The sequence below is a fragment of the Dactylosporangium sp. NPDC000555 genome (assembly GCF_040300025.1).
Classification (GTDB): domain Bacteria; phylum Actinomycetota; class Actinomycetes; order Mycobacteriales; family Micromonosporaceae; genus Dactylosporangium.
Map to the genome: position 1 here is coordinate 28,343 of NZ_JBEPDB010000048.1, position 19,095 is coordinate 47,437.

At 72.5% G+C, this 19,095-nt stretch carries 19 protein-coding genes; 10 read left to right on the forward strand and 9 right to left on the reverse strand.

Going from position 1 to position 19,095, the window contains the following annotated elements; translation table 11 throughout:
• Positions 1 to 11 precede the first annotated feature (11 nt).
• From ABT297_RS26010 to ABT297_RS26035, 6 genes are all read right to left on the reverse strand, one after another.
• Positions 12 to 1,124 carry a leucine-rich repeat domain-containing protein gene (locus tag ABT297_RS26010; RefSeq protein WP_350554161.1) on the reverse strand — a complete coding sequence of 371 codons (1,113 nt, stop codon included), beginning with the start codon at positions 1,122 to 1,124 and terminating at the stop codon, positions 12 to 14.
• On the reverse strand, positions 1,118 to 2,350 hold the full coding sequence (locus ABT297_RS26015) for an SDR family NAD(P)-dependent oxidoreductase (RefSeq protein WP_350554163.1): 1,233 nt from the start codon (positions 2,348 to 2,350) through the stop codon (positions 1,118 to 1,120). Before ABT297_RS26015 ends, ABT297_RS26010 begins: the two co-directional genes overlap by 7 nt.
• 57 nt (positions 2,351 to 2,407) lie before the next feature.
• Positions 2,408 to 2,815 carry a VOC family protein gene (locus tag ABT297_RS26020; protein WP_350554165.1) on the reverse strand — a complete coding sequence of 136 codons (408 nt, stop codon included), beginning with the start codon at positions 2,813 to 2,815 and terminating at the stop codon, positions 2,408 to 2,410.
• 73 nt (positions 2,816 to 2,888) lie between these two features.
• Positions 2,889 to 3,338 carry a hypothetical protein gene (locus ABT297_RS26025; protein ID WP_350554167.1) on the reverse strand — a complete coding sequence of 150 codons (450 nt, stop codon included), beginning with the start codon at positions 3,336 to 3,338 and terminating at the stop codon, positions 2,889 to 2,891.
• 28 nt (positions 3,339 to 3,366) lie between these two features.
• The gene (locus ABT297_RS26030; RefSeq protein WP_502885647.1) at positions 3,367 to 3,975 is read right to left on the reverse strand and encodes an RNA polymerase sigma factor; all 609 of its coding nucleotides are present in this window, start codon (positions 3,973 to 3,975) and stop codon (positions 3,367 to 3,369) included.
• Positions 3,976 to 4,055: 80 nt separating this feature from the next.
• Complete coding sequence (locus ABT297_RS26035; RefSeq protein ID WP_350554171.1) at positions 4,056 to 5,225, reverse strand: S8 family peptidase; 1,170 nt, start codon at positions 5,223 to 5,225, stop codon at positions 4,056 to 4,058.
• A gap of 115 nt (positions 5,226 to 5,340) precedes the next feature.
• On the opposite strand from ABT297_RS26035, the gene ABT297_RS26040 reads away from it, so the two are divergent.
• From ABT297_RS26040 to ABT297_RS26065, 6 genes are all read left to right on the forward strand, one after another.
• Complete coding sequence (locus tag ABT297_RS26040; RefSeq protein ID WP_350554173.1) at positions 5,341 to 8,127, forward strand: ATP-binding cassette domain-containing protein; 2,787 nt, start codon at positions 5,341 to 5,343, stop codon at positions 8,125 to 8,127.
• A 418-nt stretch (positions 8,128 to 8,545) separates the two neighbouring features.
• On the forward strand, positions 8,546 to 9,280 hold the full coding sequence (locus ABT297_RS26045) for a dienelactone hydrolase family protein (protein WP_350554175.1): 735 nt from the start codon (positions 8,546 to 8,548) through the stop codon (positions 9,278 to 9,280).
• Position 9,281: 1 nt separating this feature from the next.
• Positions 9,282 to 9,560 (forward strand): DUF6295 family protein, encoded by a 279-nt coding sequence (locus ABT297_RS26050; RefSeq protein WP_350554177.1) that lies wholly within the window; start codon positions 9,282 to 9,284, stop codon positions 9,558 to 9,560.
• 146 nt (positions 9,561 to 9,706) lie between these two features.
• Positions 9,707 to 11,593, forward strand: coding sequence for a propionyl-CoA synthetase (locus tag ABT297_RS26055; RefSeq protein WP_350554179.1), 1,887 nt, complete (start codon positions 9,707 to 9,709; stop codon positions 11,591 to 11,593).
• Positions 11,594 to 11,656: 63 nt separating this feature from the next.
• Positions 11,657 to 12,232, forward strand: a complete 576-nt coding sequence (locus ABT297_RS26060) for an ATP-dependent Clp protease proteolytic subunit (RefSeq protein ID WP_350554181.1) — start codon at positions 11,657 to 11,659, stop codon at positions 12,230 to 12,232.
• A gap of 29 nt (positions 12,233 to 12,261) precedes the next feature.
• Positions 12,262 to 13,476 carry a serine hydrolase domain-containing protein gene (locus ABT297_RS26065; RefSeq protein WP_350554183.1) on the forward strand — a complete coding sequence of 405 codons (1,215 nt, stop codon included), beginning with the start codon at positions 12,262 to 12,264 and terminating at the stop codon, positions 13,474 to 13,476.
• On the opposite strand, the gene ABT297_RS26070 is transcribed toward ABT297_RS26065, so the two are convergent.
• A complete protein-coding gene (locus ABT297_RS26070; RefSeq protein ID WP_350554185.1) occupies positions 13,473 to 14,180 on the reverse strand; it encodes a DUF4097 family beta strand repeat-containing protein in 708 nt (235 codons plus the stop codon). The genes ABT297_RS26065 and ABT297_RS26070 overlap by 4 nt on opposite strands.
• A gap of 51 nt (positions 14,181 to 14,231) precedes the next feature.
• Here ABT297_RS26070 and ABT297_RS26075 point away from each other — a divergent pair, with 51 nt between their 5' ends.
• On the forward strand, positions 14,232 to 14,798 hold the full coding sequence (locus tag ABT297_RS26075) for an O-methyltransferase (RefSeq protein ID WP_350554187.1): 567 nt from the start codon (positions 14,232 to 14,234) through the stop codon (positions 14,796 to 14,798).
• Positions 14,799 to 14,867: 69 nt separating this feature from the next.
• Positions 14,868 to 15,326: an STAS domain-containing protein gene (locus ABT297_RS26080; RefSeq protein WP_350554189.1), complete on the forward strand. Its 459-nt coding sequence runs from the start codon at positions 14,868 to 14,870 to the stop codon at positions 15,324 to 15,326.
• Here ABT297_RS26080 and ABT297_RS26085 read toward each other — a convergent pair.
• A complete protein-coding gene (locus ABT297_RS26085; RefSeq protein WP_350554191.1) occupies positions 15,271 to 15,939 on the reverse strand; it encodes a pentapeptide repeat-containing protein in 669 nt (222 codons plus the stop codon). The genes ABT297_RS26080 and ABT297_RS26085 overlap by 56 nt on opposite strands.
• Before the next feature lie 52 nt (positions 15,940 to 15,991).
• Here ABT297_RS26085 and ABT297_RS26090 point away from each other — a divergent pair, with 52 nt between their 5' ends.
• Positions 15,992 to 16,603 (forward strand): TetR/AcrR family transcriptional regulator, encoded by a 612-nt coding sequence (locus tag ABT297_RS26090; protein ID WP_350554193.1) that lies wholly within the window; start codon positions 15,992 to 15,994, stop codon positions 16,601 to 16,603.
• 105 nt (positions 16,604 to 16,708) lie between these two features.
• Positions 16,709 to 17,599, forward strand: coding sequence for a CAP domain-containing protein (locus ABT297_RS26095; protein ID WP_350554195.1), 891 nt, complete (start codon positions 16,709 to 16,711; stop codon positions 17,597 to 17,599).
• Between the two features lie 748 nt (positions 17,600 to 18,347).
• Here the strand turns inward: ABT297_RS26095 and ABT297_RS26100 are convergent.
• Complete coding sequence (locus ABT297_RS26100; protein ID WP_033356715.1) at positions 18,348 to 18,779, reverse strand: SsgA family sporulation/cell division regulator; 432 nt, start codon at positions 18,777 to 18,779, stop codon at positions 18,348 to 18,350.
• Between the last annotated feature and the right edge of the window lie 316 nt (positions 18,780 to 19,095).

The window sequence follows — 19,095 nt, forward strand, 5'->3', positions numbered from 1 at the left end:
GACGAGGGCGCTCACCGGTACACGCTCACGATCTCGCTCGCCAGCGGGGGCTCATGGCCGGGCAGCAACTCGGCGATCGCACGCTTGACGCGGCGCGGTACGCCGGGGCCGAGCGTGAGCCGGCGCAGCGCGGTGCGGCCGCTCTGGACGGCGGCGAGCAGGAGCTTGGCGCCGCGGCCGCGCACGCCGGTATGCCGCAGGTCGAGGCGGCGCAGCGGGCTGCCGGGCAGCGCCTCGGCGAGCACCGCCGCGCCGGGGTCGCCGATCGTGTTGTCGACGGCGCCGAGCACGCGCAGCGACTGCGGCCGGCTGAGGTCCAGGCCGTCCAGCAGCGGCAGGCGCGCGGCGACCGGCCCGGCGTCGGTCAGGCCGTTGCCGCCCAGGCCCAGCGTGGTACCGCCGGATGAAAGCTCCGGCAGCAGCCGGGCGACGCCGTCGTCGCCGAGGCGGTTCGCGGCGAGGAAGAGGCCCGTCACCCCGCACTCCGACAGCAGCCGGCCGAGCAGGGGCGCGGCGGACGGTCCGAGGCCGTTGCCGCCGAGGAAGACGCGGGTCACCGGCCGCGACCGGGCCGCGAGCGCGTCGACCAGCCGCGCCAGGCCGGCCTCGGTCAGCCCGGTGTTGACGAGGTCGAGGGTCGAGATCGACGAGTTGCCGCGCAGCATGGCCGCCAGCGACGCGATCCCCGCGTCGCCGAGGGGGTTGCGCTTGAGCCACAGCGCGGTCACCGACGAGTCGTCGGCGAGGCGCTCGAACAGCGGTTCCGCGCCGCCGGCGTCGATGGCGTTGCAGCCGAGGTACAGCGTCTGGACGCCGTGGCCGGGGGCGAGGGCCGCCGCCAGGGCCGCCGCGCCGGGCGCGCCGAGGCCGTTGGTCCCAAGCAGCAGGTGTACCGCGTGTGGCGAGCCCACCACACGGTCCAGCACCCGGGTCACGCCGTCGGCGCCGAGCCCCTGTTTGCACAGGTCCAGCCGCCCGTCAGGCTGCAGCGTGCCCAGCGGAAACCGCTCGGTGCCGGCGACGTCGGCGGGGTCGGCCAGCCGCGACAGGAGCGGCTCGAGGAGCGTTAGATCCGCCTGCGGTACCGCAGGAGCCGCCAGTATCGGACACGCGATCTCTACCACGGCACCACCCGGTAATCCTTGAGGAACACGCCGTGTACCCGGTCGCCGTGCACACCGCGCACGATCGGGTCGTAGACACGCGCGGCGCCGTCGACGACGTCCAGCGGCACCCGGAAACCCCTGCGGTGCGACGCCTCCCGCACCGGCTGCGGCCACTCGTTGGTGACCCAGCCGGTGTCGACGCTGGTCACGTGGATGCCCTCGGCCGCGTACTCGCCCGCGATGGTCCGGGTGATCATGTTCAGCCCGGCCTTGGCCATGTTGGTGTGCGGATGGTTGGCGGTCTTGTGCTCGCGGCTGAAGCTGCCCTCCATCGCCGAGACGTTCACCACGTACCGGTCGGGAAACGGCGAGGCGCGCAGCAGCGGCCGCAGGCGCGCGATCAGCAGGAACGGCACGAAGGCGTTGATGACCTGCACCTCCATCCACTCGCGCGGGGTCACCTCGTGCAGCTTGAGCATCCAGCTGTTGACGGGGCGCAGGTCGAGCGGCTCGCCGGTCTCGTCGAGGGCGCCGGCCGGGAAGAACAGCTCGGCCGCGGACGACGGCAGCGCGGGGCGGCCCTCGGCGGCAGCGAGCTCGCGGTAGTACCACGGCGGCCGCTGGATCGTCTGGGCGGCGTTGTTGACCAGGATGTCGAGGTGGTCCCAGCGCTTCGTGACGGCGTCGACGAGGCCGACGACGGCGGGCAGGTCGAGGAAGTCCACGCCGTGGATGTGCAGGCGCGGCAGCCACTGCCCGGCGTCGGGTACGAGCCCGAAGCGACGCTCCGCGTCGCGCGGGAACCGCGTGGTGACGACGACCTCGGCGCCGTCGCGCAGCAGCTTCAGCGCCGTCTCGAAGCCGATCTTGATCCGGCCGCCGGTGACCAGCGCGCGGCGCCCGGTGAGGTCGCAGCGGGCGGTACGCCGGGCGCCGTTGCCGGCCGCGCACTCCGCGCACATCCGCGGGTAGTCCTGGGGCACCGTGCGATACAGGGACTTGCAGACGTAGCAGCGCCTCGGCCGTACCAGATCGGGATCATCGGGGGAAGGCGCGATCAGCAGCCGGCGGTCATGCTCGCGGGCCGCCGCGCGCCGAGCGCCCCGCTGCCGTTTCTTCCGGGAGTTGTACGCCTGGTCGGCGGCCGCCCACACCGCCCGCACCCGCTCGTCGGCGGGGTCGGCGTCGCCGATGGCGGCGAGCACGCGAAGGCACGCCTCGACGTCGGCGGGGTCCAGCGGCACCGCAGTATGGTAACCAGCCGGTGGAAGGGGGCGGACCGGCCGGAATCGACCTCTGCGCTACGACCCCGCCGGCGCGAAGCTCACCGGGCGCACCCGTGGCTGGTAGAGCTGGTGGAGCACGAAGGTGTTGCCGTCCGGGTCGGAGAAGCTCGTGACCCGCGAGAACGGCCCCTCCTCGATCGGCGAGTCGAAGATGATGCCGCGCTCGGCCAGTTCCTCGTACGTCCGCTCGATGTCGTCGGTGTCGAGGACGACGCCGCGCAGCGACCCGGCCGGCATGGACTCGAACCAGGTGACGAGCGTGAAGGAGGTCTGCCCGTGCTTCGGCGCGACCTCGACCCAGCGGCGGTCGCCCTCATCGACGTCGCTGACCAGCTCCCATTCCAGCGCGTTGACGTAGAAGTCGCGGGCGCGGTCCTGGTCGGTCACGGGGATGGACACGATCTGCACGTGGTCGATGGGCATGGCCGGCTCCTCGCGACGTCGCGGCACCTTTCCCGCACGGTACCGCCTCCGGCCAGGAGCTTTACGGCGATTCCTACAGTTGCACCCATTCTGTGCGGACCGGCACGAATGCCCCGTCGACCTCGGGTTCGCAGCGCAGCCGCACCGGGCCCGTCGCGATGCCCTCGAACCGGAAGCGCCCCTCGGCGTCGGCCGACGTCTCGTGCGACCCGCCCGGCGACTCGACCACCACCCGCGCCGCGACGACCGGCGCGAGCTCGCCGACCACGTCGACGGCGCCCGCGCGCGAGGTCACCTGCACGTCGATGGTCAGTGCGCCGCCGAGAAACGTCAGCACCCGCGGCGTGCCGCCGCGGACGGCGATCAGCCGATCGAGGGAGTCGCGGACCAGCTCGGCGAGGGCCGCGTCGGGGTCGCGCCACGCGAGGCTCGCCCGCGCGGCGGCCAGGACGGCGGGTGGCACCGGGTCGTGCCGGCCGGCGATCTCACGCAATGAGCTCAGCACCTCTTCCTCCCCGATCATCGGGTAGGCCCTGCCCAGCAGCAGTGGCTCATGTCGAAGCCGCCAATCGTCGGCGCAGCGTGCCCAGGCAGCGCTTGCGAGTCGGACCGATACTGCCGATCGGCACGTTGAGCGCGGCCGAAACCTCGGCGTAGCTCGGCGGCGGATCGGCGATGAGCACCCGCAACAGCTGCTGGCACTGGCCGGACAACGCGCGGAACTCCTGCCAGAGCGCGGCGTCGCGCTCGTCGCGCAGCACGCCCGCATCGGGCTCGTCCTCGACCTGGTCGAGGCCGATCTGGACCCCGAGGTGGCCGACGAAGTCACCGGCCGAGCCCGCGGGGACGTCGCGGCCGCCCTTGCGCAGCAGGGCGATCGCCTCGCGCCGGGCGGTGGTGGCGAGCCAGGAGCCGAGCTTGTCGGCCTCGCGAACGTCGTCGACGTGTTCGACCAGGCGAAGCCAGGTCGCCTGGCTCACGTCGGCGGCGTCGGACCGGCCGAGCTGGTAGCTGCGCGCCACCGACCAGACGAGGTTGGCATATCGATCCACAATGGACGACCACGCACGTTGGTCGCCGGCCGCGGCCGCCCGCAGAAGTGCGGCGTTTGCGTGCTCACCTGTACTTTCGGGGTCGGCCATGGCTCCGAAGGGTAGCATCGTGACCCCCGGGCGACGGGGCGCGGCGACCAGCGTCCCGCATCCCGTCACCCGCCTCCCCCCGGTGCGACGCATGGCCGTCACGCCACCCCGGCACAGCGGCCGAACCGCAGGCCCGCCCCGGCGGTGACGGCCTCCGCGGCGAGCCGGGCGGATCCGGCCGCCAGCAGCGCGTCGGCGATCGCCGCGGCGACGAACGGCGCGGCGAACGACGTCCCGCTCCATCTCGCCCAGCCGTCCGGAAAGCTCTCGTGGTGCACGAACGTGCTGACCACGTCCGCGCCCGGGGCCGCGAGCGTGACCCACGTCCCGGTGTTGCTCCACTCACAGATGCGCCGGCCGTCGTGGGCGGCGACCGCGACCACGCGCCGCCGCCACGGCGCGCTCGTCCCGGCGTACGCGGCCGGCCAGAAGGGCCGGTCGCGCTGGCCGTCGTTGCCGGCCGCCGCCACGACCACCCGGTCGCCGCTGGTCAGCAGGCCCGCTAGGGCCGCCGTTAGCAGGACCGGAGGCCGGTCGTCGAGCGAGTATCCCCCCAGCGAGAGGTTGATGATCGGATCGTCGCCCGCCTGCCGGAACGCCGCGACGAGGTCGCTCTCCCGGCAGACCCCGAACGTGTCGACGATCCGCATCAACCTCGGCTGTACCCGCCGCGACCGGCCCAGCATGACCCCGGCGACGAAGTTCGCATGCCCCGCGTCGCCGTCCATAATCCCGTCGTCGCCGATGTCCGCGTCGGACTCGTAGTCCTCCGTGACGTACCGGTCCTTCGGCAACGGGCTGTTCAACCACACGCCGGCGTCCAGCACCAGCACGCGTACCCCGTCGGTGCCGTCCGGCGCGGTGAGCACCCCGGGCGGCGCCGGGCGCGGCGGCCCGTATGGCCCGGCGTGCTCCAACGCCGTCGACACGAAGACGTGGTTGGGCCCGGCGGCCACCCGTATGTCGCCGGCCGCCTCGGCCTGTACCCGCACGCGCCGAGCGGCCCGCGCGACGTCCAGGCCGGCCAGCCGCACCCGCCGGAATCCGTTCGGGACATCCCCCTCCTCCACGATGTCCCGACCGGAGAAGCCCTGCTCGGCGAACGCCTGCCGCGCGGTGGCGAAGTGGTCGTCGAGCACCAGCAGCTCATCGGCGACGAAGCGCACCGGCGTTCCGTCCGCCCGGTCCTCGCGGCGCACCCAGGACAGGCCACCCAGCCGCCGGGCCCGCCGGGAGCGCCACTCGTCCGAACCGGCGTCCGCCGCCATTGGCTCCTCCTCACCGTCTCGTCGTCGGTCTCGACACACAAGAGGAGAGCCATCGAGTTCCTGATACATCCACCCCCGCTGTTTCTTGTCGTACCCCCACGGCATGATGAGCGCCGTGGCGAGTATCGATCAGCGGACGGTGACCCGAGAGCTCACCGTGCTCGAGGTGAGCAGCGGGGACAAGTCGGCCGTGGTCCGGCCGGACGACACCGTGACCATCGGCCGCGACGCCGCCAACGACCTCGTGGTCGAGGGCGACCTGATCTCCCGCCGGCACGCGGAGGTGATCTGGAACGACGACGGCTGGTTCCTGCACGATCTCGAGAGCAGCAACGGCACCTTCGTGGCGGGGGAGAAGGCCGCGTATGTCGCCGCCACCGACGGCGGTGAGGTGCACCTCGGCTCGGCCGACGGGCCGCCGGTGCGATTCAAGGTGGTCACGATCACCGAGCAGGTGCCGGTCCAGCCCTCGCCGCCCCAGCCGCGCGAGGGGACGCCGCACGAGTTCGAGGCCGGCCGCATCCGCATCGGGCGTGGCGCCGGCAACGACATCGTCCTGAGCGACCTGCGCAGCTCGCGCAACCACGCCGAGCTGCGCCGCACTCCGACCGGCTTCGAGGTCGTCGACCTGGGCAGCCGCAACGGCACGTTCCACAACGGCCAGCAGGTCACCCGGCAGGACGTGAGCGCCGGCGACCTGATCTCGATCGGCCGGCACGAGTTCATCTTCGACGGCGCCCGGCTGCACGAGTTCGTGGACAGGGGCCCATCCTCGCTCATCGCCGACGACCTCACGGTGCGGATCAAGGACGCGGTCCTGCTCGACGACGTCAGTTTCGCGCTGGCCGAGGGCAGCGTGCTCGCCGTCATCGGCCCCTCCGGCTGCGGCAAGTCCACCCTGGTCAAGGCGGTCGCCGGGCTGCGCCCCGCCACCCAGGGCACGGTGCGCTACGACGGCCGTGACCTCTACGCCGACTACGCGGAGCTGCGTTATCGCATCGGCATGGTCCCGCAGGACGACGTGCTGCACCGCCAGCTCACCGTGCGCCGTGCGCTGCGCTTCGCCGCCGCCCTGCGCTTCGCCGACGACGTGCCGCGCGAGGATCGCAGCGCCCGGGTCGCCGAGGTGCTCAAGACCCTCAACCTCACCGAGCGGGCGAAGCAGCGCATCGACAGCCTCTCCGGCGGCCAGCGCAAGCGCGTCTCCGTCGCGCTGGAGCTGCTCACCGAGCCCTCCCTGCTCTTCCTGGACGAGCCCACCTCCGGCCTCGACCCGGCGCTGGACAAGGAGGTCATGGAGGAGCTGCGCCAGCTGGCCGACCGGGGCCGCACGGTCGCCGTCGTCACGCACAACGTCATGCACCTCGACCTGGCCGACCGCGTCCTGGTGCTCACGGTCGGCGGCCGGATGGGATATTTCGGGCCGCCCGGCGAGCTGCTGGACTTCTTCGGCGCCGAGGACTATGCGGAGGTGTTCCGCGAGGTCACCGGCAATGCCGAGCACTGGGTGCGCAGATATCGCTCCTCCGATCTCTACGAGCGCTACGTCACCGATCAGATCGCGGAGGCGCCGCCGCCGAAGCCGGAGGCGGTCGAGCAGGTGAGGGGCTCCGTCCCGGCCCAGCGCACCGCCGCGCCTTCCGCGCACGCCGCGTCCGCCGTCGCCGGTGAGCCGACCGCCGTGCGGGCGATGCCCGCCGGGCCGGACGCGCCGGCAGAGTCGCGGACGGTTGCGCAGCAGCCTGCGTCCCGCCACGCGCCGGGTGAGTCGCGGACGGTTGCGCAGCAGCCTCCGGCCCGCCCTGCGCCGGGTGAGTCGCGGACGGTCGCGCAGCAGCCTGCGTCCCGCCTCGCGCCGGGTGAGTCGCGGACGGTCGCGCAGCAGCCTCCGCGCCGCCCCGGCCCGGCGACCGCGGACCTTCCCGGTGCCGATGCCGGCGGCGCGAAGCCGGGTGGCCACACCTCGGGCGGTGCCGACGTGGGCGGTGCGGAGGCTGGCGGGCGGTCCGGCGCGGCGATCGGCCGGGCCCGGGTCAGGCTCGGCGGGGCGTCGCTGCGCAGCCGGGCGCTGCACCCCGCGGCGCCGATCCGGCAGTTCCTCACCCTCTGCCTGCGCATGCTCTGGGTGACCGCCGCCGACCGCGGTTTCAGCGTCTTCATGGTCGGGCTGCCGCTCGCCCTCGCGCTGCTCACCCGCACCGTGCCGGGGGACAACGGGCTGGCGCCGGGGCCGGGCCCGACAGGGTTCAGCCTGGAGGCCCAGCGGCTGCTCGTCGTGCTCGCCGTCGGCGCGGCGTTCCTGGGCACGGCCGCCGCCATCCGCGAGATCGTCAACGAGTCGACGATCTACAAGCGCGAGCGCGCCGTCGGCCTGTCCGCCGGGGCGTATCTCGCCTCCAAGGTCTTCGTCTTCTCCGTGATCATCATCGTGCAGACGGCGCTGTTCACCTGGCTGGCGCTGCTGGGCAAGAAGCGGCCGCTGGACCCGCTGATCCTCCCCGAGCACTGGCTCCTCGAGATCATCATCCCGGTCGCCCTGGTCGCGCTCGCGTCGATGGCGTTCGGCCTGCTGGTCGGCGCCCTGGTGAAGACCACCGAGCAGACCACCCCGGTGCTCGTCGTCGTGGTGATGGCTCAGCTCGTGCTCTCCGGCGGCCTGTTCGAGCTCGACGGCCAGAAGGTCCTGGAGCAGATCTCCTGGCTCTTCCCGACCCGCTGGGGCCTGGCCGCCGGCGCGTCGACGGTCGACCTGCAGGCCATGGTCTGGCAGATCAAGGACTCGCTGTGGGAGCACACGACGGGCGCCTGGTGGCGCTCGGTGTTCATCCTGCTCGTCCAGATCGTCCTGCTCATCGGCCTGGCTCGGCTGGCCCTGCGCCGCTCCGAGCCCGGCCGTCACTGACACCTTCGCGCCGGCGCCCGCCTCCCGCGGGCTCGGCGCGGAGCATCTCACCCGCACGGCGGCCCCGCCGGGTGGTCGCCGTGCGGGCTGCCCGCGGCTCGCGCTGAGTGGTGGCTGGGCGAAATGTGCGGAAACCGGCGCCGGCCAGCGCCGCAGCGCGCACCGTGGGACAGGGCGTGCCTCGGCTCACCGGCCGCGGCGAGGCCGGCGGCGAGGGCGGCGGCGAGGGCGGGACGCTGACCGCGCCGCGGTGCGTGCGAAGCCGTGAGCCGCGTCGTTCACCTGGCCGGACAAATCGCGCGAATCACGGTGGCCGGGTGTGATGGGCGTCGCGTGAACCGTGGCGCGGCTGGGGATATTGTTCGCTTGGCTAAGTAAAACTGCCGCACAGGCGGGCGAGAACGACGGAGAGAAGACGATGTCAGACGCGATCCGTGCCGAGACGGTGTTCATCGGTGAGGAGCAGATCCAGGCGTACCAGGCCCGGCCGCTCGACGCCGGGACGGTTCCCGGCGTCGTGGTGATCCACCACCTGCCCGGGTTCGACGAGGCAACCAAGGAGATCGTGCGCAAGTTCGCCGCGCACGGATACTCGGCGATCTGCCCCAACCTGTTCTGGCGCGAGGCGCCCAACGCCGCACCCGACGACGCGTCGGCCTTCGTGCGCGGCCAGGGCGGCATCCCCGACGAGCAGATCATCCGCGACGTGGCGACCGCGGCCGCGGCGCTGCGCGCGCTGGACAACGCCAACGGCAAGGTCGGCGCGATCGGGTACTGCTCGGGCGGGCGCCAGGCGCTGCTGGTCTCCACGGCGGTCGACCTGGATGCCGCCGTCGACTGCTACGGCGCGTTCGCGCTCGAGGCGCCCCCGGCCGGCGCGGGGCTGAAGACGCAGCCGATCAAGGACCGCCTGCAGGACGTGCGCTGCCCGGTGCTGGGCCTGTTCGGCGCCGACGACCAGTTTCCCGCACCGGCGGAGGTCGCCCGCCTCGCCGAGCTGATGGCCCAGCACGGCAAGAGCTTCGAGCACCACAGCTACGAGGGCGCCGGCCACGCGTTCTTCGCGGTCGACCGCCCGTCGTACCGCCCGCAGGCCGCCGTCGACGGCTGGCAGCGCGTCTTCGCGTTCTTCGGTCAGCACCTGGAGGCCTGACATGTGCACGTACGAGACGGAGACCGTCGACATCGAGGGCGCCGGCAAGGGCGCGGCGGGCTGGTTCGACCTGACGCGGGCCGCGGTGTACGTCGACCACCCGCAGCGAGCGCCGTTCGGCCACACCGTGAACATCGACTTCGCGAACCCGGCCGCGGGACCCTCGGCGCGGGTCGCGGTCGAGCTGACGGAGGAGGCGGCGCTGGCGCTCGTGGCGGCGATCCAGCGCGCCATCGCCCACGCCCCGGCCGGCCTGGCCAGCGCGAACACCCCGGTCTGACGCCGGCGCCGGCACCGTGGCCGCGGCTGCGGTGCCGGTCCGTCCGGCGAGCGGCGACGTGAGCCCACGCGGAGCAAACGGCCCGCACGGAGGCGAGGGACCACGAGCCCTACCCAAACGCGGGCGGGGCCGAGCAGGATCGTAGGATGGGCGCCTACCACGACACGTACCAGCGCAGCCTCACCGACCCCGAGTGGTTCTGGCGTGACGCCGCCGCGGGCGTGGACTGGACGCGCATGCCGATGCGGATCCTGGACGCCGACCGGCCGCCGTTCTTCCGGTGGTTCCCCGACGCCGAGCTCAACACCTGCCACAACGCCCTCGACCGGCACGCGCACGCCGGGCGCGGGGACGCGACCGCGCTGGTGTACGACAGCCCGGTGACGCAGACCGTCCGGCGGTACACCTTCCGGGAACTGCGTGACGAGGTCGCCGTCTTCGCGGGCGCCCTGCGCCGGCTGGGCGTGGGCCGGGGCGACCGGGTCGTCATCTACATGGCGATGGTTCCCGAGGCCGTCATCGCGATGCTCGCGTGCGCGCGGCTCGGCGCGGTGCACTCGGTGGTGTTCGGAGGCTTCGGGCCGAAGGAGCTCGCCGCCCGCATCGACGACGCGCGCCCGAAGGTCGTCGTGGCCACCTCGTGCGGGATCGAGGGGAGCCGGATCGTGCGGTACAAGCCGCTGCTGGACGCCGCCCTCGACGAGGCGGAGCACCGGCCCGGGCGCTGCGTGATCCTGCAGCGCGAGCAGGCCCCGGGCGAACTGCGCGACCGCGACGTGACCTGGGCGGACGCGGTGGCGGGCGCCAAGGCGGCCGAGTGCGTGCCGGTGGCGGCGACCGACCCGCTGTACGTCCTCTACACCTCCGGCACCACCGGGCGCCCGAAGGGGATCGTGCGTGACAACGGCGGCCACGCCGTGGCGCTGACCTGGTCGATGGCGAACATCTTCGGCTGCGGCGCCGGCGACGTGTTCTGGGCCGCGTCCGACGTCGGCTGGGTCGTCGGGCACTCCTACATCGTGTACGCGCCGCTGCTGGCCGGCGCGACGACCGTGCTCTATGAGGGCAAGCCGGTCGGCACCCCGGACGCCGGCGCGTTCTGGCGGGTGGTGCAGGATCACGGGGTCAACGTGCTGTTCGCCGCGCCGACCGCGATCCGGGCGATCCGCAAGGAGGACCCGGACGGCGCGCGCATCGACCGCGCCCGCACGAAGTCGCTGCGCGCGCTGTTCATGGCCGGCGAGCGCCTCGACCCGCAGACGTACGAGTGGGCCGGCGAGCGCCTCGGCGTGCCGGTCGTCGACAACTGGTGGCAGACCGAGACCGGGTGGCCGATCGCGGCGAGCCCGCGCGGCCTGGAGGCGATGCCGACCAAGCCGGGTTCGCCGTCGGTACCCGTGCCCGGCTTCGACGTGCGCGTGGTCCTGCCGGACGGCTCGGACGCGCCGGCCGGCACCGACGGGTCGATCGTCATCCGGCTGCCGCTGCCGCCGGGCTGCCTGCCGACGCTTTGGGGCGACGACGAGCGGTTCGTCGGGTCGTACCTCAGCGCCTTCCCTGGCAACTACCTGACCGGCGACGGCGGCCGGTTCGACGAGGACGGGTACCTCTTCGTCATGGGCCGCACCGACGACGTCATCAACGTCGCGGGCCACCGGCTTTCCACGGGCGCGATGGAGGAGGTGCTGGCCGCCCACCCGGCGGTCGCCGAGTGCGTGGTCATCGGCGTCGAGGACGAGCTCAAGGGCCAGGTGCCGCGCGGCTTCGTGGTGCTCAAGTCCGGCTTTGAGCACCACGAAGCCGCACCCGACGCGGTGACGGCCGAGCTGGTCCAGCTCGTGCGCGAGCGCATCGGGGCGGTGGCGAGCCTGCGCAGCGTCCAGGTCGTCGCCGCGCTGCCGAAGACCCGCTCCGGCAAGATCCTGCGCCGTACCATGCGCGGCATCGCCGACGGGCGCGAGGAGCCGGTCCCGTCGACGATCGAGGACCCGGCGGTGCTGGACGCCCTGCGCCAGGTGCTGCGGCCAAGCTGAGAGCGAACACGCTCACGGCGAACGGGGGGTCCCGAGCGGGGCGTCCGGCCCTACCGTCAAGACATGGCCGACCTTGACATCCCGTTCGACAGCGCCGTGTTCGACCGGCTGCTCGCCAAGCGCATCATCGTCCTCGGCACCGAGGTCAACGACGAGAGCGCCAACCGCATCTGCGGGCAGCTCATCCTGCTCGCCGCGGAAGACCCCGACAAGGACATCAGCTTCTGGATCAACTCACCCGGTGGGGCCGTGCACGCCGGGCTGGCGATCTACGACACGATGAGGTTCATCCGCAACGACGTGTCGACGGTCGTCATGGGCATGGCCGCCTCGATGGGGCAGTTCCTGCTCAGCGCCGGCACGCCCGGCAAGCGCTACGCCCTGCCCCACTCGCGGGTGATGATGCACCAGCCGTCGGGCGGCATCGGCGGTACGGCCGCGGACATCGCCATCCAGGCGGAGCAGATGCTGTTCACGAAGAAGACGATCCAGCGGCTCATCGCCGAGCACACCGGGCAGACCGCCGAGCAGATCGAGGAGGACTCCGACCGGGACCGCTGGTTCACCGCGTCCGAGGCGCTCGACTACGGGTTCGTGGACCGGGTCGTCGCGGCCGCCGAGCAGCTCGCCCTTTCCTAGGCCGCGCGGGGAGATCTACAGTCCCCGGTGTGAGCATCCAACCCGAAGTGGCGCCAGAGCAGGCCGGATTCGACGCGCGGCGGCTGGCCCGCCTGGACGCCCACTTCGCGCGGTACGTCGACGACGGCCGCCTGGCCGGCTGGCAGCTCACCGTCGCGCGCGACGGCCGGGTGGTGCACAGCAGCGTCTACGGCCATCGCGACACCGAGGCCGGGCTGCCGGTCGAGCCGGACACCCTCTGGCGGCTGTACTCGATGACCAAGCCGATCACCTCGGTCGCGGCGATGATGCTGTGGGAGGAAGGCCGCTTCGAGCTCACCGACCCGATCGCCGGGTGGCTGCCCGAGTTCCGCGACATGCGCGTATATCAGAAGGGTTCGGTGAGCCAGCCGTTCACCGTCCCGGCGACCGAGCCGATCCGGGTGTGGCACCTGCTCACCCACACCTCCGGCCTGACGTACGGCTTCCTGAACACCTCCGTCGTCGACGCCCTGTACCGCAAGGCCGGCTACGACACGGCCGGCAAGCCCGGCGCCGACCTGGCCGAGACGTGCCGCGACTACGCCGCCCTGCCGCTGCTGTTCCAGCCCGGCACCGCCTGGGGCTACGGGGTGAGCACCGACGTGCTCGGCCGGCTCATCGAGGTGATCTCCGGGGTGTCGCTGCCCGAGTTCGTGCGCACGCGGATCCTCGAGCCGCTCGGCATGGGCGACACCACCTGGTCGGTGCGGCCGGGCGAGCCGAGGATGGCCGCGCTGTACGTCCCGACCCCGGACGGCCGCCGGGTGCGCTTCGACCCGATGGGCAGGCTCGCGTACGAGGAGCCGGAGGCCCCGTCGGGCGGCGGCGGCCTGATCTCGACCGCCGCCGACTACCAGCGGTTCATGAACATGCTGCTCAACCGGGGCGCGGGCCTGCTCGGCCCGCGCACGGTCGGCTTCATGACCCGCAACCACCTGCCCGGTGGCGCCGACCTGGACACGCTGCAGACCGGCGGCTTCGCCGAGACCACGTTCGAGGGCATCGGCTTCGGCCTGGGCTTCGCCGTGGTCCGCGACCCGGTGCCGGCCCGGGTGTGGAGCTCCCCGGGCACGTTCTACTGGGGCGGCGCGGCGAGCACGGCCTTCTGGGTGGACCCCGTCGAACGGCTCACCGTCGGCTTCTACACCCAGCTCGTGCCGTCCAGCACGTACCCGCTGCGCTCCCAGCTGCGCCAACTGATCTACAGCGCTCTTACCGACTAGACGAAGGACAGGTTGCCGCCCCCGGTGGCCACCTTCAGCTTGTGCACCGAGCCGGCGTCGCTCTTGACCGTGCCGCTCTGCTTGCCGCCGTCGAGCTGGGCGTCCAGCGCGTACCCGTCCGAGGTCAGCCGCAGGTTGACGTTGCCGCCGCCGCTGTCGAGCTCGATGCGGTCCGGCGCCTGGGTGATCTTCAGGTCGACCGGTCCGCCGCCGGTGCGCGCGGTGAGCTCCGGCGGGGCCAGGGCCTCGCCGGACAGCGCGCCGCCGTCGGACTGCACGTCGATGAGGCCGGTGAGGCCGGTCATGGCGATCCGCCCGCCGGAGCTGTCCAGTCGCACGCTGAGCGTCGAGGGCATCTCGATCTCGTACGAGATCGAGCAGTCGTTCTTCGGGCAGCCGGTCGAGGTGAGGATGAGCTCGCCGCCGTCGAGCGTCTGCTTGCGCCCCGGCTTGTCGGTCTTGTACCGCTGGATCTCCGTCACCTTGATCGTGGGCCCGGTGCCGGCCTTGATCGTGATCGCGCCGCCCTCGCTGCCCACCTCGACGACGCTCACGTCGTCCTTCACCTCGAACGAGCTGTTGGCGGTCTGCTCCGGCGCGTCCTTGCCGGGCGTCGTCGGCGCGGGATTGGGGCCCGCGCAGGCGCCGAGGGTCAGCAGGGCGAGGGCAGCGGGGGTGAGGACCAGCAGAGGCAGTGACTTCACGGGGGCCAGCTTCGCACGCGGAGCACGACGATCTTCGGTAGGGTCGCCGCCGTGAACCTCATCGATTCCGCCTACGCCCGGGCCGAGGCCAACGGGTTCGGGCAGTCCTGCGAGCCGCCAGTCGGGCGGCTCCTCGCCACGCTCGCGGCCGCCCTGCCGCCCGGCGCGAGGGTTCTGGAGATCGGCACAGGCGCCGGTGCCGGCACCGCCTGGCTGGCCAGCGGCCTGCTGCCACGCACCGACGTCAGCGTCGTCTCGGTCGAGCTCGACCCGGCCATCTCCGCGATCGCCGCGCAGGGGGAGTGGCCCGCGTTCGTCGAGCTGCGGGTGGGCGACGCCCTGGAGTTCCTGGCCGCGGCGGAGGGCGGCTTCGACCTCATCTTCGCCGACGCGATGGCCGGAAAGTCCGAGGGGATCGAGCACACCCTGGCGCGGCTCAACCCGCGCGGGACGCTCGTCGTGGACGACATGCGGGCGGTCGACGACTGGCCCGACGCCTTCAAGGTCCGGCAGGACCTGGTCCGCAGGACCCTGCTCGACGACCCCGGGCTGGTCTGCGTGGAGCTTGAGCACGGCACCGGCGTGATCATCGGCGTCCGTCGACCCCCGACAGGCTGAACGGCCCCGCAGGGGGTCGGCCGCCCGGCCGCTGACGCGCGGCGGGCGGGGTGGGTACCGTCAGCAACGATGAGTGCGGTCGTGCTGGCCCTGCACGGGCTGCTGGTGGACGGGACGACGGCGACGATCGAGCCGGTGCTCGCCGGGCTCCTCGTCGCCGACGAGCCCCGGCTCGTACTCGATGTGTCGCAGGTGACGGTGTGCGATACGACCGGAGCGGCGCTGCTGGTCAACGTCGCCGGCATGGCCCGTGACCGCGGCGGCGAGCTGCGCCTGGCCGCCCCCTCGCCGGCGATCCGTTCGTGGCTGCACGTCGCCGCCGGCATGAGCGGGATCGCCGCGTTCGCCTCGGTCGAGGGTGCCCTGGACGCCGACCCGCGCGACCTGCTGGGCACGGCCGCGCAGCCGCTGGCCGCCTGCGTCGACGACCCGCCGGCGCGCGCCTTCCCGCACCGTCGCCCGCGCTGGCGGGTCAACCCTTCAGGCCGCGCACGACCACCCCGAGGTCCCGCATCACCGCGTCGGTGAGCCCGGGCAGCTGGGCCGGCTCGATCGTCACGCCGCGCAGGCTGCTCATCCCGCTGACCTCGGACAGCTGGTTGCCGCGCAGGTCGGCGCCGCGCAGGTCGCAGCTCTCGAACGACATCTGCCGCAGCCGGCAGCCCTGCATCGCCGCATAGGGCAGCACACAGTCGCGCAGGTTGGTGTTGACCAGCACGCAGCCAACGAAGCCGGTCGGGCCGGCGGTGCTGACGTCGTCGAGGGAGGCGCCGTCGAGCCGGCAACCCTCGAACAGCACGTCCGACAGGCGCGTCTCGGCGAGATTGGCCCACGTCAGCTTGCAGTTGACGAAATGCACCCGTTCGAGGGTGAGGCCGGTCAGCCGCGCGGCGGTGAAGTCGACCTTCTCGAACCGGCACCCGCTGATCGCCACGTCCTCCCACACGACCCCGTTGAGGTCGAGGTTTTCCAGGTGGGACCGGCGCAGGCGGGCGTCGATGAGGGTCGTGCGGATGGCGCGGCCGGTCTGCACATGGGCCTCGTTGAGGTTGCCGCCCCAGGGCGCGCTGACCGGCTCGAGCTCGCCCGGATCGAAGATCGGCAGCTCGATATCGATGTCGTGCACGGTGCGCAATGCCACGTACCTCACCGTAGAGGTTTCGCCGACGGTCCGGCACGTAGGCTGACGGGTCATGAATAATGCTGGGGTTCGGCAGCGGGTGGACGGACGGACCATGCGGGCGGAGCGGACCCGGCAGGCCATCACGGATGCCCACCTCGCGCTGCTGGAGGAGGGCGACCTGCGCCCCACAGCCGAGCGGATCGCCGAGCGCGCCGGGGTGTCCCTGCGCGCGCTGTGGACCAACTTCAAGGACATGGAGGGCCTGTTCGCGGCGGCCGGCGAACGGCTGATGCAGCGGCAGCGCGCGGAGTTCCGCCCGATCCCGCCGGAGCTGCCACTGCCGGAGCGCATCGAGCGGTACTGCGCCCAGCGCGCCCGCATGCTGGAGCTCATCGCCCCGGCCGCCCGCGCCGCCCGCATCCGCGAGCCGTTCTCCGCGCAACTGCGCAAGAGCCGGGCCTGGTACCTCCAGGTCGCCCGCGACGAGATCGAGACGCTCTTCGCCCTCGAACTGGCCACCGCCGGCCCGGTCCGCGGCGAGGTGCTCGACGCGCTCATGGCCGCCGCGACCTTCGCCGGCTGGTCGATGTGGCGCGATGACCTGCACCTGGACGTGCCCGCCGCCACGGCCGTGTTTCGCCGGGTCGTGAGCGCGCTGCTGCCGGCATCGGCCGCGGCATAAGTTTGGCTTAGACCGCCGTTAAATCGACGTCCACGGTCGTCTTTCGTGTCCGCGGCCTTCTAGTGTCTGTGGCGGCTACGTCGCTGCGTGATCATGGAGGCCCTGGTGTCAGCGTTCGGTGAAGGCGACCCGGACCGTTACGACCCATACGCCGGGCACGCCGGCGGCTTCGAGCACAACGCCTCCCGGGGTGGCGGCTTCCAGAACGATGGCTTCCCGGGCGGCGCCTTCGACGGCGGCGTCGAGGAGCACGTGCCGCGGCACCGGACCGGCTCGCGCATGCTCGTGGCCGCCGTGATCGGCACGATCGCCCTGATCGTGGTCGGCGCGGTCGCCTTCGCCGGCTCCCTGGTGATGTCGCGTACATCCAGCCACGCGCCGAAGTCCCACGTGGCCGATGCCGCCTCGGCCGAGCCCGGCGACCAGTTCGGCGGCGCCAGCGTCGGGCCGTCGGCCGGCGGATCCAGCGACCCCGCCGAGCACGCGACCGCCTCGCCGGCCCCGTCGCCGTCGCCGACGCCGACGACCCGCGCCACCAGCCCTTCGCCGACGAAGCAGACCACACCGCCGGCGAAGCCCAAGAGCACCACGGCCACCGCCCCGGCCGGCAACTCGGCGTACGAGGCGCAGGTCCTCGCGATCGTGAACGTCGAGCGGGCGAAGGCCGGCTGCCAGCCCCTCGCCGACAACGCGAAGCTGCGCGCCGCGGCGTACAAGCACTCGGCCGACATGGCGACGCGCAACTACTTCTCGCACGACACCCCGGAGGGGGTCTCGTTCGCGACCCGGATCACGAACGAGGGATACCGCTGGTCGAACGCGGCCGAGAACATCGCCAAGGGGCAGCGCACGCCCGAGGACGTCATGAACGCGTGGATGAACAGCCCCGGACACCGCGCCAACATCCTCAACTGCAAGCTCAAGGACCTGGGCGTGGGCCTGGCCTACCAGGGCAAGAGCCCGATCTGGACCCAGGACTTCGGCACCCAGATGTAGCCGCCTGACATTGATCGGCATCCAGCCCGATGGCAGCGTCGGCGGCATGGCGGCGAGGGCGGGATGAGCCCGCTGCTGCCGACCGGCGGCGGCGTGGCGCTGGTGCTGCTCGCGGTGGCCGGCGTCCTGTTCTGGCGCCGATCCAGGGTCCGCGCGGCGGCGGCACAGCCCGCCGCGCGTGCGAGTCGCCGGCAACGCCGCACCGGCGCATGCTCGCGTTCATCGAGTGGGTGCCGGCCCTGGCCATCGTGCCGCACTCGCTCGACCTGGCGGTGCGCGATGCCGAGCCGGCTGGAAGGATTTGGGGTCGGTGTGCCAGGTCGCCTCGCGGCGATAGGCGCGACACGGCTCCAGCCGAACGGTATTCCGTGAAGGCAGTGTGGTGAGGCCCGGGGACACACAGCACACCGACTCCATGAACAGTAGCGCGCCTCCGGGGCGAGTGTCCCGCGATCCAGGCATGCCGCAAATCACAGGAAGCCCGGATACGGCGCCGGGCACCACGTCCGGCCTTCACTCCCCGCGGCTGGCGGATGCTGGGGGAGGGTGGGCCGGCGTGGCGCCCGGTGTCGCCTGTCCTGGTGATGCGCACCTTGCCGGTGCCGCGGGGTGTACCGCCCGTGGTGCGCGTGCTCGTCGCGGGAACTTGTCTCCGCGTGCCGGCTCCCGGTGGCGGTGCCGCTTCGCGCTCGCTCGCCGGCGGGGCGGGTGGTGCCGCGGTGGTACCGGCGAGATCGCGCGACGGGGCTCAGCGGCCGGCGAGTAGCCGGTTCACCGCATTGTCAACGTCGAGGTGGTCCGTCTCGTGCCCGCGTGGGACGACGCTGTACGTGCGGCGCAGGAATCGCACCAGCACGCTGCGCGGCACCTCGAACAGTGCATTGCCGTCCGGCGATGACAGCGCCAGGGCGACGAAATCGCCGCGCGGCCCGTTCCACGGCCAGACCCGCACGTCGCCGATGCCCGCCGGCTCGTCCAGCCCGGTGAACAGCAGCTCACGAGCGAACGACCAGCTCACCGGCTCGCCCCCCGCCGACTCGGCGTGGAAGAGGACGTGCACCGCGTACGGGTCGTTCGGGTCGTAGCGCAGGCTGGCTCGCACCGGCAGCGCGGTCGCGTCGGGCGCGACGAGTCGTAGGGATGTCTCGACCTCGACGGTCGATGGTCGGATAGCGCTCATGTCGTACTCCCCCCGGCACCGCTTGCGGAGCATGCCGTGCCCCGCCTCTCCTATGTTGAGGCGATTCCCAGTGTTACGCGTAGTGATTCTACGATCTCACTCTGTAGTGTTTCTGGGCCCGATTTGCCGTCAACCGAACATCTTGCGTCTGATGTCCAGTTTTCTGGGCGCGGTCGGGGTCCTTGACGTGACGTTCGGGCCGTACGCCAATTCATTCCGGTAACGTCCAGTGGTCCATGGGAGTGACGGGTTATCGAGTGAGCGGAACGAGAATTGCGCGGTAGTGAGGCGAACGGGTCGGGCGTTACGCCTGATT